The sequence below is a fragment of the Devosia polycyclovorans genome (assembly GCF_042181575.1).
Taxonomy (GTDB): Bacteria; Pseudomonadota; Alphaproteobacteria; order Rhizobiales; family Devosiaceae; genus Devosia; species Devosia polycyclovorans.
Genome location: NZ_CP170082.1, coordinates 2,604,392 through 2,619,371 on the forward strand (window position 1 = coordinate 2,604,392; position 14,980 = coordinate 2,619,371).

The 14,980-nt window shown below is 59.8% G+C and carries 16 protein-coding genes; 2 read left to right on the top strand and 14 right to left on the bottom strand.

The genetic code is table 11. From position 1 onward, the window contains the following. Positions 1-11: 11 nt before the first annotated feature. The 13 genes from ACE4RL_RS13005 to ACE4RL_RS13065 all read right to left on the bottom strand — a co-directional run bounded on the left by ACE4RL_RS13005 (position 12) and on the right by ACE4RL_RS13065 (position 11,143). Positions 12-1,013 (bottom strand): CorA family divalent cation transporter, encoded by a 1,002-nt coding sequence (locus ACE4RL_RS13005; RefSeq protein WP_375597549.1) that lies wholly within the window; start codon positions 1,011-1,013, stop codon positions 12-14. A 13-nt stretch (positions 1,014-1,026) separates the two neighbouring features. Then, complete coding sequence (locus ACE4RL_RS13010; protein ID WP_375597550.1) at positions 1,027-3,780, bottom strand: valine--tRNA ligase; 2,754 nt, start codon at positions 3,778-3,780, stop codon at positions 1,027-1,029. A 118-nt stretch (positions 3,781-3,898) separates the two neighbouring features. After that, positions 3,899-4,660, bottom strand: a complete 762-nt coding sequence (locus ACE4RL_RS13015; RefSeq protein WP_375597551.1) for a DUF2497 domain-containing protein — start codon at positions 4,658-4,660, stop codon at positions 3,899-3,901. Between the two features lie 185 nt (positions 4,661-4,845). Then, positions 4,846-6,210, bottom strand: a complete 1,365-nt coding sequence (locus tag ACE4RL_RS13020) for a TolC family outer membrane protein (RefSeq protein WP_375597552.1) — start codon at positions 6,208-6,210, stop codon at positions 4,846-4,848. A 459-nt stretch (positions 6,211-6,669) separates the two neighbouring features. Then, entirely contained in the window at positions 6,670-6,984 is a 315-nt protein-coding gene (locus ACE4RL_RS13025; RefSeq protein ID WP_375597553.1) for a protein-L-isoaspartate O-methyltransferase, read from the bottom strand. Positions 6,985-7,094: 110 nt separating this feature from the next. Beyond that, positions 7,095-7,277, bottom strand: coding sequence for a hypothetical protein (locus tag ACE4RL_RS13030; RefSeq protein ID WP_375597554.1), 183 nt, complete (start codon positions 7,275-7,277; stop codon positions 7,095-7,097). 66 nt (positions 7,278-7,343) lie between these two features. Next, entirely contained in the window at positions 7,344-7,556 is a 213-nt protein-coding gene (locus tag ACE4RL_RS13035; RefSeq protein WP_375597555.1) for a hypothetical protein, read from the bottom strand. A 336-nt stretch (positions 7,557-7,892) separates the two neighbouring features. Continuing rightward, on the bottom strand, positions 7,893-8,237 hold the full coding sequence (locus ACE4RL_RS13040) for a hypothetical protein (RefSeq protein WP_375597556.1): 345 nt from the start codon (positions 8,235-8,237) through the stop codon (positions 7,893-7,895). Beyond that, the gene (locus tag ACE4RL_RS13045) at positions 8,224-8,667 is read right to left on the bottom strand and encodes a hypothetical protein (RefSeq protein ID WP_375597557.1); all 444 of its coding nucleotides are present in this window, start codon (positions 8,665-8,667) and stop codon (positions 8,224-8,226) included. The genes ACE4RL_RS13040 and ACE4RL_RS13045 overlap by 14 nt, the downstream gene beginning before the upstream one ends. Before the next feature lie 174 nt (positions 8,668-8,841). Then, complete coding sequence (locus ACE4RL_RS13050) at positions 8,842-9,153, bottom strand: hypothetical protein (RefSeq protein WP_375597558.1); 312 nt, start codon at positions 9,151-9,153, stop codon at positions 8,842-8,844. Continuing rightward, positions 9,146-9,796 (bottom strand): YcbK family protein, encoded by a 651-nt coding sequence (locus ACE4RL_RS13055; protein ID WP_375597559.1) that lies wholly within the window; start codon positions 9,794-9,796, stop codon positions 9,146-9,148. Before ACE4RL_RS13055 ends, ACE4RL_RS13050 begins: the two co-directional genes overlap by 8 nt. Positions 9,797-9,891: 95 nt before the next feature. Then, positions 9,892-10,146 (bottom strand): hypothetical protein, encoded by a 255-nt coding sequence (locus ACE4RL_RS13060; RefSeq protein WP_375597560.1) that lies wholly within the window; start codon positions 10,144-10,146, stop codon positions 9,892-9,894. A gap of 301 nt (positions 10,147-10,447) precedes the next feature. Beyond that, positions 10,448-11,143, bottom strand: coding sequence for a phage antirepressor KilAC domain-containing protein (locus tag ACE4RL_RS13065; protein ID WP_375597561.1), 696 nt, complete (start codon positions 11,141-11,143; stop codon positions 10,448-10,450). A gap of 388 nt (positions 11,144-11,531) precedes the next feature. Here ACE4RL_RS13065 and ACE4RL_RS13070 point away from each other — a divergent pair, with 388 nt between their 5' ends. Next, positions 11,532-11,843, top strand: coding sequence for an Arc family DNA-binding protein (locus ACE4RL_RS13070; protein ID WP_375597562.1), 312 nt, complete (start codon positions 11,532-11,534; stop codon positions 11,841-11,843). A 443-nt stretch (positions 11,844-12,286) separates the two neighbouring features. Then, the gene (locus ACE4RL_RS13075) at positions 12,287-13,057 is read left to right on the top strand and encodes a class I SAM-dependent methyltransferase (RefSeq protein WP_375597563.1); all 771 of its coding nucleotides are present in this window, start codon (positions 12,287-12,289) and stop codon (positions 13,055-13,057) included. Here the strand turns inward: ACE4RL_RS13075 and ACE4RL_RS13080 are convergent, their stop codons facing one another. After that, the gene (locus ACE4RL_RS13080; protein WP_375597564.1) at positions 13,058-14,935 is read right to left on the bottom strand and encodes a hypothetical protein; all 1,878 of its coding nucleotides are present in this window, start codon (positions 14,933-14,935) and stop codon (positions 13,058-13,060) included. Positions 14,936-14,980 lie beyond the last annotated feature (45 nt).

The following is a 14,980-nucleotide window of genomic DNA, read 5'->3' on the forward strand; positions in this document are numbered from 1 at the left end:
TGCGCGGGCGCCTAGAACAAATGGCGCCTGCGCATCCACCACACAATGCCACCAAGGACCGCAACCAAGCCGGCACACACCAGCCAGAAGGCACCCGCATTGTCTGCGAAAGGTATGCCGGCGACATTCATACCCAGGAGACCGGTGATCAGGGTCAATGGCGAGAAAACCACGGTTACCGCCGCTAGCAGCAGCATGGTGTGGTTCATCTGCTCGGAGCGCTCATCGATGATCTCTTCGTGCACAAGCACGGCGCGCTCGGAGAGCGACTGCAGTTCATCACCAATCCGGGCGGTGCGCAGCGACGCTTCGCGCAGCCGCAGCCTGTCACGATCAGACAGGAACGGCAGGTCGGCCATTTCCAACGCACTGAGTGCGTCTCGCTGCGGCCAAACCAGGCGACGGATACTGATCAGGGTGCGCCGCAATTGTTCAAGGCGGTCCTGCGCCCGTTCGGTGCGGTGGGTGATCAGTGTCTCCTCGATCTCGTCCAATCGATCGCCCAGAACTTCGATTAACGGCTCAAGGCGATCGGTTACCTTCAAGGACAAGCGCGCAACCAGATCCGCCGGCGAGACAGGCGCATGGCGCGATTGTTCTGCCCCGGCCATGCCGAGCAGGTCAACGATGCTGATTTCGGATGCAATGATCACCCGGCCGCCCTCGAGCAACAGGGTCATGATCTGGCGGCCCACGTCTTCAGGCGCTGCGCCGGGGCGAACAACCCTGAACATGAACAGGGCCTGGTGATCCAAAACCGTACAGCGCGCCCTGGAACTGGTGGCGGTCAGCAGGCCGGCACTGAATTCTCCCAGTTCATTGCGCAGCCATATCTTGAAGTCCGGAGATCGGGCATTGCCAGCGACGACGACAAACCCGCCTGGCGGCGGATCTGCGGCCGCGGCACTCGCCTGGACGTGCACGGCGCCGCCCTTGCCGTCAAAGACCAACAAGGTTCCCACTTCCGACACGGGCTTTTGCGCCGAAATGTCGGGAGTGGGTGTCGATGTCATGGTTCTGCCTCGTTCAGCTCAGGCGCTTCAGAGCGTCGAGAATCTTGGCGCGGCGCTCTATGGCCGTCTCGCGGCGCGTTTTTTGCTCCTCGATGACTTCCTCGGGGGCCTTGGCCACGAATTGCTCATTACCCAGCTTCTTGTCGATCTGGGCGATTTCGCCATCGAGCTTGCCAACTTCCTTCTCAAGGCGAGCCTTTTCGACCGCAATGTCGATGACACCGGCCAGCGGCAAGGCAAATGTGGAATCGCCAACAACGAACTGCGCAGACTCGCCTGGCACTTCGCTTTGCGGAGAGATTTGATCGAGACGGGCCAGGCGGGAGATCAGCGAAGTGCCCGCGACGAGACGAGACAGTGTCTGCTCCCCTGCCCCGGTGACGACCATTTGCAGCTTGGCACCGGCAGGCACGTTCATCTCAGCCCGCACCGAGCGGACATTGGAGATGACGTCGATCAGCCACGCCAATTCGGCGTCGGACTCCGCATCCTCATGGCCTGACAGGTCGGGCCATTCAGTGGTGATCAGCATGCCTTCGCGCGCCGGCCCGAACTTGCCGGTTTCGGCCCAAAGCTCTTCGGTGACAAAGGGCATCATGGGATGGAGCATGATCAGGATTTGGTCGAGCGCCCAGGCCGCAGTGGCGCGGGTCTCGGCCTTGGCCGCCTCGTCCTCGCCCATGAAGACGGGCTTGGCGAATTCGACATACCAATCGCAGAAGGTGCCCCAGACGAAATCGTAGGCGCTGTTGGCGGCTTCGTTGAATTTATAATCCTCGATGCCAGTGCGCACGGAGGCCAAGGCGCGGGCGGTGGCACCGACGATCCAGCGATTGAGCGGCAGCCTGTTGGCTTTCGGGTCATAGCCGTCAACACGGCGGCATTCGTTCATCTCCAGGAAGCGCGCGGCGTTCCAGAGCTTGGTGACGAAGTTGCGGTAGCCTTCCACCCGGCTAATGGCGAGCTTGAGGTCGCGGCCCTGCGCAGCCATGGCGGCCAGAGTGAAACGGGTAGCGTCTGCACCGTACTCGTCGACAAGCTTGAGGGGGTCGATGACGTTCCCCTTGGTCTTGCTCATCTTCTGGCCCTTTTCGTCACGGACCAGGGCGTGCATGTAGACGGTGTGGAAGGGTTCCTTGTCGAGGAATTCGAGCCCCATCATCATCATGCGGGCAACCCAGAAGAAGATGATATCAAAGCCGGTAACGAGGACGTCGGTGGGGTAATAACGTTTGAGTTCGGGGGTCTCGTCGGGCCAGCCCAAGGTCGAGAACGGCCAGAGGGCGGAGGAGAACCAGGTGTCCAGCACGTCCGGATCTCGGGTCAGTTCAACTGGCTTGCCATAGTGCTTTTCAGCGGCGGCCAGGGCCTCGTTCTCGTCATAGGCGACGAATGCCTCGTTGTCAGGGCCATACCATGCCGGGATCTGGTGACCCCACCAGAGCTGGCGCGAAATGCACCAGGGCTTGATGTTCTCGAGCCAGGCGAAATAGGTGTTTTCGTATTGTTGGGGCACGAATTTGGTGCGGCCCTCGCGCACCGAGGCCAGCGCCGGCTGTGCCAGCACATCGGCCTTGACCCACCATTGGTCGGTCAGGAAGGGCTCGATCACGACGAGCTTGGACTTTTCGTCATGCGGCACCATGATCTTCTTGTCTTCGATGTGGCTGAGACCACGGGTCTCGCTTTCCTCGGCCATGGCGGCGAGGTCTGCGACGATGGCCTTGCGGGCCTCGAAGCGATCCATGCCACGATACTTCGCGGGGATCAAATCGGCATCGATGATGGCGCCACGGGTGGTGAAGACATTGATCGGCTCGACGCCGGCACGCGTGCCGACTTCAAAGTCGTTGAAGTCATGCGCGGGTGTGATTTTCACCGCGCCGGTGCCCAACGTTGGGTCCGCATATTCATCGGCAACAACCGGAATACGGCGGCCCACCAGCGGCAGCTCAACGAACTTGCCGACCAGACCTGCATAACGCTCGTCCTCCGGATGCACGGCAACGGCGACGTCACCCAGCATGGTTTCGGGGCGCGTGGTGGCAACGATGATGTAATCACGGGTTTCGGTGCCCGTGACATTACCCTCTTCGTCCTTGACTGGGAACTCGTAGGTGACGCCATCGGCTAGCGGATAGCGCAAGTGCCACATATGGCCCTTGACCTCGATGTTCTCGACTTCCAGATCGGAAATGGCGGTTTCGAGGCCGGGATGCCAGTTAACCAGGCGCTTGGCACGGTAGATCAGGCCGCGCTTATGCAATTCGACGAACACCTTGGTGACGGCGCGGACCATCTGGTCGTCAGGTTGGCCGCGATCGCCCATGGTGAACTTTTCGCGGCTGAAATCAGCCGACGCGCCGAGGCGCTTGAGCTGATTCATGATCGTGCCGCCGCTCTCGGCTTTCCACTCCCAGACCCGGTCGATGAAGGCTTCGCGGCCCATGCTGCGACGGTCGAGCTGCTTTTCAGAGAGCTGTCGTTCGACGATCATCTGCGTGGCGATGCCCGCATGGTCGGTGCCCGGCTGCCAAAGCACATCCTTCTTCAGCATCCGGTTGAAACGAACCAGGATATCCTGAATGGTATTGTTCAGCGCGTGACCGATATGGAGTGAACCGGTGACATTGGGTGGCGGGATGACGATGGTGAAAGTTTCCGCGCCGGGCTTGGCCCCTGCCCCCGCTTCAAACGACTTGGTCTCCAGCCAGGCATCATAGATGCGGCTTTCGACGGCGGCGGGCTCATAGGTCTTTTCAAGCATAAACGTCACTCGCGAACAGCAGCGACCCGCCAGGCAAGACCTAGGCGGGCCGAAATAGGTTGGCAGACTTCAAGCAAATGCCGGGTGCGTGGTCAACATAAAGGCTGACCGGAATGCTTCATTCGCCGCGCGAAACGCGGGCGATCTCCTTTTCCACCATGCGCTCGACAACCGCTGGCAGATTTTCGTCGAGCCATTCCTTGAGCATGGGACGCAGCATGTCGCGCATCATCGCCTCTATGGTGAGGCCGGGATTGCCGATGCCCAGAGCGCTGAGCTTGCCAATTGAGCCACGAACCGCCGCGCGGGTGGCCGGCTCCAGAAGCTGGTCCGCCATGTCTGATGTCAGCGTCGGATCAGGCAGTGCCTCAGCTCGCGCAGCAGGTTCCTCCATTGCCGGTTCGGGCTCGGGGATCGCGTGCGGTTCAGGATCTGGTTGAGGAGCGGGTGCAGGGGCAGCTTTCGCAACGGGTTCGGAGGACTCCTCCGGCTGCGCTTTGGCGGGCGCCGGGTCGAAGCTGGGAAGATCGTCCTCCGCGTCGAAGGTCACGTCCTCTGCTTCCACCAGCGTGGGTGCCTCGGCTTCCCCGTCCTCGGTGTCAGCCAGGATAGCATCGAAGCTGAACCCTTCCGCATCATCCCCTTCTTCGACGATCTGTGACGGAGACAGGGCCAAGGGCTCAATGTCGTCCAGCATGTCGCTGAGGTCACGATCATCCTGTTCGCCCAGCGGCCGCGCCGGAGCGGCCTGCATTGGCGGCGGCGCTGATTGTGCAGAGGGTCGGCGAGGTGCACCGGCTGCATCATCATCGGCGATAATCTGTCGAATGGACGACAGGATTTCGTCCATGGACGGTTCTTTGGGTGCCGGCTTATTCATCAGTGCCTCTTACTCATGCGCCCGACTGGGTCAACGTCCGCAGCCGCCAACCCTGATTCGTAACCATCAGCTTAAACATATGGCGACCACATAGGAATCTCCCCAAGGCGGGAAGTGACGGTCTTCCACGAAAAGTTGTGGCCGGGACTTGCCCGGCCACAACATTTTGCGATCGGCTGTTCGCGTTATTCGACGACGGTGCGCAATTCCTGCCAGACATCCTCGACCGCCTGGGTATAGGGGACAGCCGTCTTGACCTGCACCGGAAGGCCGAGATCGCGCGCCGTCAGGCGCCCCATGGCGCTCAGGAGTGAGAAGGTCGCGACCGTTTTGCCGTTGGAAGCGTTGATCAGGGCCTCACGTGCACTGGTCAGATCCGCCTGGGCGTTGAGTACATCGAGGGTGGTGGCGGTGCCTAAATCGCGCTCCTGGATGACCCCATCGAGCACAGAATTACTGGCTGTCACGGCGGCCTGCGCGGCGCTGATCTGCGCATCGGCGCTTTGGATACCAGTCCAGGCCGAAATCACGGCCTCACGAACCTGGTCATAGGCGCCCATCGCGTCCATCTCAGTCTTGATCTGGTTCAAGTTTGCCTGACGCACCCCGGAACCGATGGCTCCGCCCGAGTAGATCGGGATGTTAATCTGGAAGCCAAGCGAACCGCGAATGCCGTCCTGGGCTCCGCCCGAGGGGCCTGTCCAGCCCGTGCCGACCGAGGCAGAAACCGTCGCCGTGGGGCCAAAGGCCGCTTCAGCTGCATCGCTGCCGGCCTGGGCGGCGCGAATGCTGGCCTTGGACAGAAGAATGGCTGGATGTCCAATTTCCGCCTCAGCAATAGCAGCATCGATCGAACGCGGAATGAGATTTGAATAACCGTGGCCAGTCGACAGGCCCCGCGGCCGTTGACCAACCAAGCGCTGGAACGTGGCCTCGCTGGTCTGCAACGTGCTCACTGCAGCTTGGTATGCAGCTTGCCCCTGCGCCAGACGTGCCTGGGCCTGGGCGACATCGATTCGCGTTCCCTCGCCAACATCGAGGCGGTCCTGCGCGGACTGCAATTGCGCCTGGAAGAAGTTGATATTCTCCTGTCGCAGAGAAACCAGATCTCGTCCGCTCAACACAGACATATAGGCCTGCACCACCTGGAGCAGAACGTTCTGCTCGGTATTGCGAATCTGGTATTCGGCAACCTCGGCAGCAGCACGGGCCGCTTCAACCCGGGCGGCTGTCCGGTTGTTGTCGTAGATTGTCTGATTGTAGGAGAGTCCGGTGGTCAGGGATTGGCCGGAAGTCCAATTGCCACCAACTAGGCTCGCACTCTGGCTGCCGCTGATCGAGGCGCCAATTGTGGGCAACATCCCCGCCTTAGCCTGGACGATACCCTCGGCCTGCGCTTTGGCACCCAGCAACGCAGATTGCAGGTCGGGGGCATGATCGTAGGCAGCAGCAAGAGCTTGGCTGATCGATTGGGCATGAGCAGCGCCGACCGACGACACCGTCAGTAACAAAGCACAGGCCCCTGCCCGCAAAAAACCAAGACTATTCATCAACCCGCCTCCAGACCCAATCACCCATACGCCCGGCAGATGAGGTGTACAACCGACTCAAGCAATCCTTACCGGACTTTAATCGCATCTTCATGCCCGCACGTAACCCGATCGCAACATATCGCTCTAAAGACGAACTCTTCTGCCGCATTGTTCAACAGAAGCGCCGGCAACTTCGCATTGAAGTGGGAACGAGAAACAACTCCCGCAGATGTCCGGGCCCAGACCGTCGCAACGCCGGCGATACCGGCGCCAACGACTGCAACCAATCGGCCACCCATGGCCAGACCAGAAAGTGGCCTTGAGCCTCGACAACGGCACCCTCGATCACGATGGCATCAAATGATCCAGCCAAGAGCGCATCATCCTCCGCGGTGACGACGGACACACTCTTTGCGTCCACCTGATCCAGATTGTGCCGGGCAATCCTTGCCAGGTCTTTATCAGATTCGTAGGCGACTACCGATTGGCGAGTTTGGAGAAAATTGCAGATGAGTAACCGCTGCCGCAGCCGAAATCGAGGACGCGATCTTCCGGCCTTATTGCGGCCAGTTGAGCGAGGCGGGCAAACGTGACCGGCGAGGACAGCAGACGCCCGCCACCGATATCGTGCGGTGCATCGCTATAGGCCAGATATGTTCGGCGCTCTGGAACGAAGTGCTCACGCGGCACCGTCAGCAGCGCAGAAAGCAGCCGCGGCTCGACCACAGAGTGCACCGCAATCTGAGTGTCGACCATAGCCTTGCGCGCCACGCCAAAATCAATGATGGCCATGACCGGCCTCCTGCTACCCTATGCCGGGCGTGAATATGCCTGCGTCAGGTCGAATGCAACCGTCCGCCCTATGGCACGAAGACTGCCGACATGGCACTAAGACTGTCGACCTATTTATCCCTGGGCGACACGCCACCCGAATCGTTCTCACCCTTGCCCGGTTCGGGATCGACTGGTTGATCGAGTTCAGCACCGTCCGTGCGGCGACCAAGATCGTCGATGTTGTCGTCCTGTTGCTGGCCCGGCGTGGTCTCTTCGGGCGCAACTTCTCCATCCTGATGCTTTTTGGCCATTTGCAGGTTCCTTTCGGCTCTGGAGGGCAAACTGCCGAGCGGGCCAGGTGTTCCCGCATTGCCGCGCTATTCCCTTCGACCGGAGGGACTGGGCCGTTTGAACTGGTCTGTCAGGGCCAGCAGGACCACCATATGCAAACGCTCAGGCGTGGTTGGGGCTTTCAGACATTTGACACGCGAGGACACGGTATACCGCGCCCCATTCCGCTCGCCGGTTGCGGTATAAACGAGATACTTGCTGGTTTCGTCGTAGTAGGCCGAGGTTACTTTGAACTGCATCGACTGACTGCCTGTCCCGCCGGCTTCCGGGACACGCGTGGTGGGGAGATGGTGTGGCCGTTGCCGTGTCGGCCACAAAATTCACAGCGCAACACGCAACCTATTGCATAAGCGATTGCCGTCAAATAGGTACAGCGCCCAGAGGCCGCGTGGCGGAGTGGTTACGCAGCGGATTGCAAATCAGCCCTCAACTCTGATTTCCCACAACATCGCTGCACACACCCGCCTTTGGCAACAACCCAAACCGGCGCAATCCGAGGGTGTTTGCACACACTTTTGGCTACAGCCTGACCCTCCGCGCCATTCTGCCAGTCACGAGCAGGGCCAGCCGTCAATTCACGACCGTCGGCTGATCTCGCGATGGATGCGCATTTCCTCCCGAACACTGTCGAGCTCGTCGGCTGTCGCCTTCTGCTGCTCTGCTAGCGCCTTGGTCGCCACCCCCAGAGAGGTGATCGAAACGGTCAAGCCTTCAACCGCGGCCGTGGCCGCGCGGATGGCAGAAGAGTCGACCACCATGGCCGCCACTTCGGCCTTACCAGGCTCGGACGCACCAGCCTTCTTGCCCTGGATTAAGCCAAGGCGCGCCATGCCGATAATGACGGCAAGGCTTACGGCGAAGATGGAATAAACAAGAACTTGGGCCCAGATGGGCAGAGGGGACAGGTCAGGGAACTGCATTGCCTTCTCCGGCGTCGTGGGCTGCTCGATAGATGTTGACCAGCTCGATACCGGCGAAGACCGGATAGACCGCAAGCCATGTGCTGACACTGCCGGAAAGGGCGAAGGCGGTGCTGATGCCCACAAAGATCATGAAGCCGCATCCGGCCGACACCATCCTGATCCAAGGCGTCACCTCGCGACGAGCACCGTTCACCACCAGACCGGCGATACGCAAGATGCCGAGGAACAGCATGACGGTGCCCATGAGGTTCTCGCTGATGCGCGCGGCCCGGAACAACTCGAATGCCTGGCCGGTAAACGTCTCGGCCGGCAGCAACAGAACGGCTCCCCATAGCGCCGTGATTGCCGCCAGCATCCATTCTGTCATGCGGGGGCCGAACCGGTGGCGGATGCGTATCCAGATGCCGCCCTGTGGTTGGTAGAGCATCAGGGCCTCCATCCGCAGACGCGGGCGCCGTATTCATTGTGGGTCAGCACCTGTCGCGCCGTGCCCTCCGTGAGACTGTCAGAAGCCGATGGACGGATGGGCGACGACACCTGGCAGAAGTTGCCGGCCGTGGCGCTGCACGCGGCCAGCAACAGGGCCATGATGATGAGGGCACTAGTCTTCCACACGGTTCCACCTCCGAAGTTCTTCGGCCACGTCCTGCGATCCAAGGTCTTTCACGTCTTCCTCGACATCGCGGCGGATGATGACGTGATCGTGGGCTTCCCGGTCGCGCTTGGCTTGATCGATCTCGGCTTGCCGTTTCCGGCCCCAGAGATAGCCCAGGATCGGCAGAAGGGAGATGGCGGCGGCTAGGGTAGCCCGCCAGCCCCAAACGAACTGCACGAGCACCAGAACAGTCAGCCCGAGCACTACCCAGACGATGGGCGGCACCATGCCGAGAAGGAAGAGGATGAAGTCAAACATCGCGAGGCCTCGTGACTGACTTCATCACGAACCAGGCAATGCCGGCGCAGATGACGAGCACGATGCCGACGGCAAGAGCGAACTGGACTGGACCATTGCCCTGCGCGAGCGGAGCGGCCGCGCCCAGACCGGTGCCGACGGTCGGAATGATAACCTCGGGCTTGCCGATCTTGTCGATGATGGATTCGGTCTTGGGCTCGGTAGGGAATGTCGGCGTGGCGACGTTCTTCCGCGGGAAGTCGCTGCCATCGTTCCAGCGTCGGGCCGGGCCGGTGTCGATGTGCATGAAGCCGGACTTTGGATAGTGGCCAAAGCCGGTAAAGCCGACGCTGCGGGCCACCTGCTCGAAATGCCAGGGGTCTTGATTGTCCATCCGCACATCGAATGCCCGCGCCAGGCGGTGCTGGGAACGGGTCGCTCCGCCCACTGCCTTGTTGTGCGCAGCCGAACGATAGGCTGATGTAATGATCAGGGGCTTGCCGAGGATGTTGCGGAGCTTCTGGAGCTTGTCCATGGCCGCTTCATCGATCATCAACTCCCCTTCCCGCTTGCTGGCCATCTCCTGCGGGGAGAAGTTCGGCCAGCGCCATTCGGACATGGGGAATTGCTGCCAGGTCGCATAGACCTTGCCGGTGATGGCCATCATGGCCTCCTATCGATGTGTTGGAAAAGAAAGAGGCGGCCCAGAGGGACCGCCTGTTTGTCGATTGAGGCATGGCCAACATAGCCATACCGATGTCATGCGGCTTTTGCTGTATCCGGCTGCTTCTCGGCATCCACAGCCGACTGAAAGACCTTGTGCACTTCGTGCGTCCGCCGGCAGACGTCGTAGATCATGAAACTGATCATCTCGGCTTCGTTATCGCTCAGGACGATCTGCCCAGAGTTTCTGGTTGCGGAGCGGGTGTGCGCGTCCTCAAACAAACTGGCCAAGATCTGCGCCGCCATCGCCGCATCGGAAACTGGTGTCTCCATCTCGTGAAATTCATTCATGAGATCACCCTCCCCACAATCACACAGGCAACGGATGCCCGCCCATCCTTGGATTCTGGGTTGTCATAGACGTCGTAATAGCCGCCACGCCGCCCTGTGCACCAGAACTTGAGGCTGTTCCGAGGCGTTTCGATCCCGATCGTACCGTCCCCTCTGATCACAACGCACGGTTCTCGCCCCGACAGAGGCCCGACGTCCAGATCAACCAAGACAATCTCGCCATCTATCACCATCGCCGCGGCTGGAGGATGCTCGGTTGACTGGACGGGAGCGCGCCGATCCTGAAGTGCTAACGCGCCCATCAGTGTGCCCCCGAAAGGTAGTCATTGAGCGCCGAAACGACCGCCGCGCCGGGAGGGGCGGATTTGCCTGCGAACTTTTTGACGAAATGCTGAAGCCCCTTCGGAGTGATATAGGTCTGGGTGCGAACGTAGTCGCCTTGCGGCTCGATCTTCACTTCGAAGAGACCCTGCTGGCGATAGCGGACATAGGGCACCAGCGCGCCGCCCTGATAGAACAAATGCTGCTTCTTGAGCTCCTGAATGAACTTGTTCGGGCGGCCCGTGATAATGCGCCCGGCGTTCTGGAGCGTGTAGAGGCCATCCTTCTCGGCAAAATCATCGTGGAAGGCGACTTTCGGCGCATCGGCCTCGATCTGAGACTGGAGCGTTTCGACCCGCTCGGCGTAGTTGCCCAGTAGGCCACGCAGCGCCGCCGGATCATTGAGCAGCGCGACCGGATCGGCTTTCGGTTGCGCATTCTCCAGTTCCTGCCACCGATCTACCAGCCGGGCGGTGAACTCGGGCGAGAGCTGCGCGACGATCACGTAACTGTCGCGTTTCCCGATGCGATATTCCTGCACCGTCTGGCCGAGGTGATTTTTAACGTCCTCAATTTGAGGAAGTTGGATCACGCCGCGCTCAACCAACGTCTCGATGGTGCGCTTGACGTTGTCATGGCGCTTCTCGACCAGCTCCGCGATTTCGCGGCTGGACATTGTGACCGGGCCATTGCCCGTGATATTGATTAGGTCATTCATCTGGGTAGCCTTTCCTACCTTGGTGATAGATGGGGCCGCCTGCCAGGGCGGCTTTGTCGTCTGCAGCGGGGCTCAGGTTCCTAGGCCGCACGCCCCGCTGCTTCCTCCTGCATCCGGCGAAGCGCCTGGACGATCAGGGTATTTTGAGAGGCAGCTTCCCGCCTCGCTTTCTTTTCCAGCCAAAGCTTCAGATCAGCCGGCATCCGCACAATGATGCGGGGCAATTCATCGCTCGGGTACATCGCGACTCCTATTCCGAGTTGATGCCGCAGCGTAATGCCGACTCGGCATCGACGTCAACTCGTAATCATTCCAAGTCGCCATATTTTCCGCTAGCTCTGTCGAAATGAGCAAGAAGCCTTACCCAAGTGACATCGCCGACCGTTTCATTGTCCGGCTTCCCGAAGGCATGCGCGAGCGCCTCAAGGATGAGGCCGCCAAGAACGGCCGCTCCATGAACAGCGAGATCGTTTCGAGGCTGGAGATGACACTAAACGGCGGGGAGGATCCTGATGTGCCTCACGCCCTCCGCCTGTTGCGTGAGCAAAACCGGATCATTCTCGATTTGATTGACGAGGCCGGCATCAAGATATCGAGAAAGCTCCGACGCGGGTACGAAGAGCTAGCCGCGCCGCCGGACGAAGATCCCTCTGATTAATGCGCACATTCAGCCCCTAAGAAAGAGGCGACCCAGATGGACCGCCTTGCATGAGGTTTTGGGTGCGGACTATCAATACCGGGTCAACCGCATGGGATCGGAGCGTATGAAATCAATTCGGCAGGTTCTTGAAGTTGTCCATTCGGAAGGAGTGTATTCTTGGCCAGAAGGCCAGGAATGCCCGCTTGGCCCGATGGCTGACACCGCATATGAGGCCGGATACATCCAGCGCTCCGATGACGGAGCGGCTGGAGCGTTTGAATTTTACCAGCTGACCCGTCTTGGCCGGGAATATCTTGATCTACCGCCCACCATTGGTGACCGCCTCCAAAACGCAATCCGTAGCATACTACCGCAGAATTAACCCGCGAATACTTTCGCTAGACCAGTTGTGTGTCAGTGATCTATGACTGCGCCATCCGAACGGAAATAAGAGGCTTACAATGCAGGAAAAATGGCGCGAGTCCTGGACCGAAACTGAGGGGGCCAAAGCCTATGGCGACTTGTTTTTCAAGCGCGCAACCAGCGAGCTTGGCGAGATGGAGAGCAGCAAGGCCGCCGCCGCACGAATGCAGAAACTAGTTCGCACTGGCGATGTGGTTGCGGACGTAGGCTGCGGGGCGGGGCATTACCTAGTGAGCCTCCTAAAGGCTATCCCAGAGCCTTTCCAGTATCGCGGGATTGACGCAACCCCGTACTATGTTGACCTTGGCCAAAAAGCGTTTGCTGGCAATCCTTCCGTCCAGTTCAAACAAGGCGACATTTTTGATCTCCCAATGGAAGATCGCTCGGTGGATGTCGCCATGTGCTGTAACGTTTTGCTGCATCTCCCGTCTGTTGCTCAACCATTAGCCGAGTTGATCCGCATTGCCCGTCGCCAGGTGTTAGTCCGCACCCTGATAGGCGAAACCAGCTTCGTCATAAAGCATGTCGATCCGCGCGAGGATGGCGCTGAATTCGAAGACGAAGAACCCCGCGGGTTTCACTTTCTGAACATTTACAGCGAGCGCTACCTTCGCCACCTCTTGGCGGGCAATAGCCGGGTCAAGGGTGTGCACATATCACTCGACAACGACTTCGACGCTTCGAAAATCGCGGACACTTCGAATGCGTTGACGAAAGCGTGGGATGCCACAAAGGTCGTGAATGGCATGCAGATCAGTGGCTACATCGTTCAGCCGTGGTCTTGGCTGCTCATTGAGCTGATCGATTGATCAGCCTTCGTACCAGCCTGTAACATTGAGTTGGCTGTTGATGCGGTTAGCCTGCAAACTACCCCCGGTGGAGAATTCAAACTGGGGGTAGAATGAGAAGGCGACATCGATAGCGGGAAAGACATAGGACTCGTTACCACTGGAGTTCTTCTGATAGAGACCGGTGTACTCCACGTGATTTCCCCCATCCATGTCGAAATACTCGGCAACTTGGCCCGTGGACGAGGTGGAAAGAGTGGCTGAGCTATCCATCAATATCCGAGTGGCCAGTGGGGAGATATAGCCGCCCGTAGTCATGAAGACGCCTGCGGACTTGTCCCCGTTGGTGCTTTGATCGAGGAGATAGATGCCCTTAGACTTTACGATGTCGCCACTGTCCGCAATATTCCGCACCTCCGCCGTGTCCATATAGCAGGCGTTGAGATAGCAATAGTGATCGAAACCGGGCGGCGCGATCAGGAAATAGTCATACGCAGCCATCGCACCAACATCAGCCAGCGTCACTGTCGTTCCAGTGTTTGCCGTGACAGTAGTCAAGCGGCCCGAGAAGGCGTTCGCGCGGCTGTTCAGTGTTTCCGTGATGACCAGCACTTCAGCTCCAACTAGCGCATTGGTAGCAAACTGGTAGGTCTTACCAGCGATGGAGCGCTGATTTTCTCCACCTTGGTTCAGAGTGACGACGCTGCCTGCAATCGAACCTACGCGCAGAAACGGCATTGAGCCAAGTGTAGCCGTCGCATCGCCGTCATTCGCCGCCGCAAACTGGGCGTACCAGTTCGACTTAACGTGCCAGGCTTCAGCAAAGAGATCGCCTGCCGTGCTCGTCCCATTGCCGAGGTCGATGATGTGTCGCTCTTCACTATCGAAGGCGGGCATGTCAAAGACGGGTGCCCGGCCAACTTTATACCGACCCTTGAACCGGAAGCCGCCCATAGCGATGGAGCGGACGCCGGTAATCTCCACCTGCGTGGCCGAGTAATAGGCCACCGGGATGCGCGGCCCGTTCGGGTCAACAAGCCGGAAGTCTGCCTTGGCATCATCACCGATCTTGACGAGTGTAGCAGCGCCAGCCGCAAGTGCGCGGGTCGAGACGCCACCGGTCGCGTGTTTTGGCTCGGTGACAGCGCTGTCTGCGATCTTGATCGTGGTAACCGACCCATCTGCTACCGCCGCAGCCGCAAGAATCTGCAGCCACGCTCCCGTGACACTGCCGACAGGATCGTCGCCGGTCGCAGACGGGTCCTTGAGTTGATACCACTTGCCATCCGAGCCGGTGACCACCTGACCCTCAGTGTAAGTAGTCAGGGCGACATAGTCCCCCTGATGGTCAAAGGTCGCACCGGTGGCGGACGAGAACAACTGACGCCATTCGCTGCCCACCTTGAAGAACAGGGTGCCGACGCCATCGATGATGTCACCAATGGCCAGGTTGGCTCCGGAGGCGGCCTTTACGTTCTCGGCGGAACCGCCATTGAGCGTGAGCGTCACGGTGCTGGACGAGTTCGTGCCCGGTGGGTCGGGCAGCAAAACACACAATACGTCCGCCGGGTTCACCGTCGCCTCGGTCGACGCTGTGATGGCGTTTGCCGTGCCGCCGATGCTGGTCAGGACCGCAAATGTGTCGGGGAAGCCACGACCCTTCACCCATACTGCAGCGGACCGATAATAGTAGCCATTCTTGGTTGCATCAGGGTCATTAAGCACCAGGCCGCCATAGGTCTCGCTGGCAGGCGTGACGAGATCGAGTGCGGCCTTGGTCTCTTTCACAACGGACGGCGCGCTGGATGAGCCCATGATCTGTTCCAGAAGCTGAATGATCTGGGACTTCGCCGGCATGACGCCGGGAGCATAGACGGTTTTTGGCGTCAGAACGGCCATTGAGGGCTCCATACGAAAAAGCCCGGCTGGTTAGGCCGGGTTGGT

Excerpts from the sequence above, each read along its gene's own strand:
- ACE4RL_RS13045 (WP_375597557.1), bottom strand. The coding sequence starts at position 8,667 with ATGCTCTACCAACCACAGGGCGGCATCTGGATACGCATCCGCCACCGG.
- ACE4RL_RS13025 (WP_375597553.1), bottom strand. The coding sequence starts at position 6,984 with ATGGCCATCATTGATTTTGGCGTGGCGCGCAAGGCTATGGTCGACACT.
- ACE4RL_RS13070 (WP_375597562.1), top strand. The coding sequence starts at position 11,532 with ATGAGCAAGAAGCCTTACCCAAGTGACATCGCCGACCGTTTCATTGTC.
- ACE4RL_RS13010 (WP_375597550.1), bottom strand. The coding sequence starts at position 3,780 with ATGCTTGAAAAGACCTATGAGCCCGCCGCCGTCGAAAGCCGCATCTAT.
- ACE4RL_RS13020 (WP_375597552.1), bottom strand. The coding sequence starts at position 6,210 with ATGAATAGTCTTGGTTTTTTGCGGGCAGGGGCCTGTGCTTTGTTACTG.
- ACE4RL_RS13015 (WP_375597551.1), bottom strand. The coding sequence starts at position 4,660 with ATGAATAAGCCGGCACCCAAAGAACCGTCCATGGACGAAATCCTGTCG.
- ACE4RL_RS13075 (WP_375597563.1), top strand. The coding sequence starts at position 12,287 with ATGCAGGAAAAATGGCGCGAGTCCTGGACCGAAACTGAGGGGGCCAAA.
- ACE4RL_RS13005 (WP_375597549.1), bottom strand. The coding sequence starts at position 1,013 with ATGACATCGACACCCACTCCCGACATTTCGGCGCAAAAGCCCGTGTCG.
- ACE4RL_RS13035 (WP_375597555.1), bottom strand. The coding sequence starts at position 7,556 with ATGCAGTTCAAAGTAACCTCGGCCTACTACGACGAAACCAGCAAGTAT.
- ACE4RL_RS13065 (WP_375597561.1), bottom strand. The coding sequence starts at position 11,143 with ATGTCCAGCCGCGAAATCGCGGAGCTGGTCGAGAAGCGCCATGACAAC.
- ACE4RL_RS13030 (WP_375597554.1), bottom strand. The coding sequence starts at position 7,277 with ATGGCCAAAAAGCATCAGGATGGAGAAGTTGCGCCCGAAGAGACCACG.
- ACE4RL_RS13055 (WP_375597559.1), bottom strand. The coding sequence starts at position 9,796 with ATGGCCATCACCGGCAAGGTCTATGCGACCTGGCAGCAATTCCCCATG.
- ACE4RL_RS13060 (WP_375597560.1), bottom strand. The coding sequence starts at position 10,146 with ATGAATGAATTTCACGAGATGGAGACACCAGTTTCCGATGCGGCGATG.
- ACE4RL_RS13050 (WP_375597558.1), bottom strand. The coding sequence starts at position 9,153 with ATGTTTGACTTCATCCTCTTCCTTCTCGGCATGGTGCCGCCCATCGTC.
- ACE4RL_RS13040 (WP_375597556.1), bottom strand. The coding sequence starts at position 8,237 with ATGCAGTTCCCTGACCTGTCCCCTCTGCCCATCTGGGCCCAAGTTCTT.
- ACE4RL_RS13080 (WP_375597564.1), bottom strand. The coding sequence starts at position 14,935 with ATGGCCGTTCTGACGCCAAAAACCGTCTATGCTCCCGGCGTCATGCCG.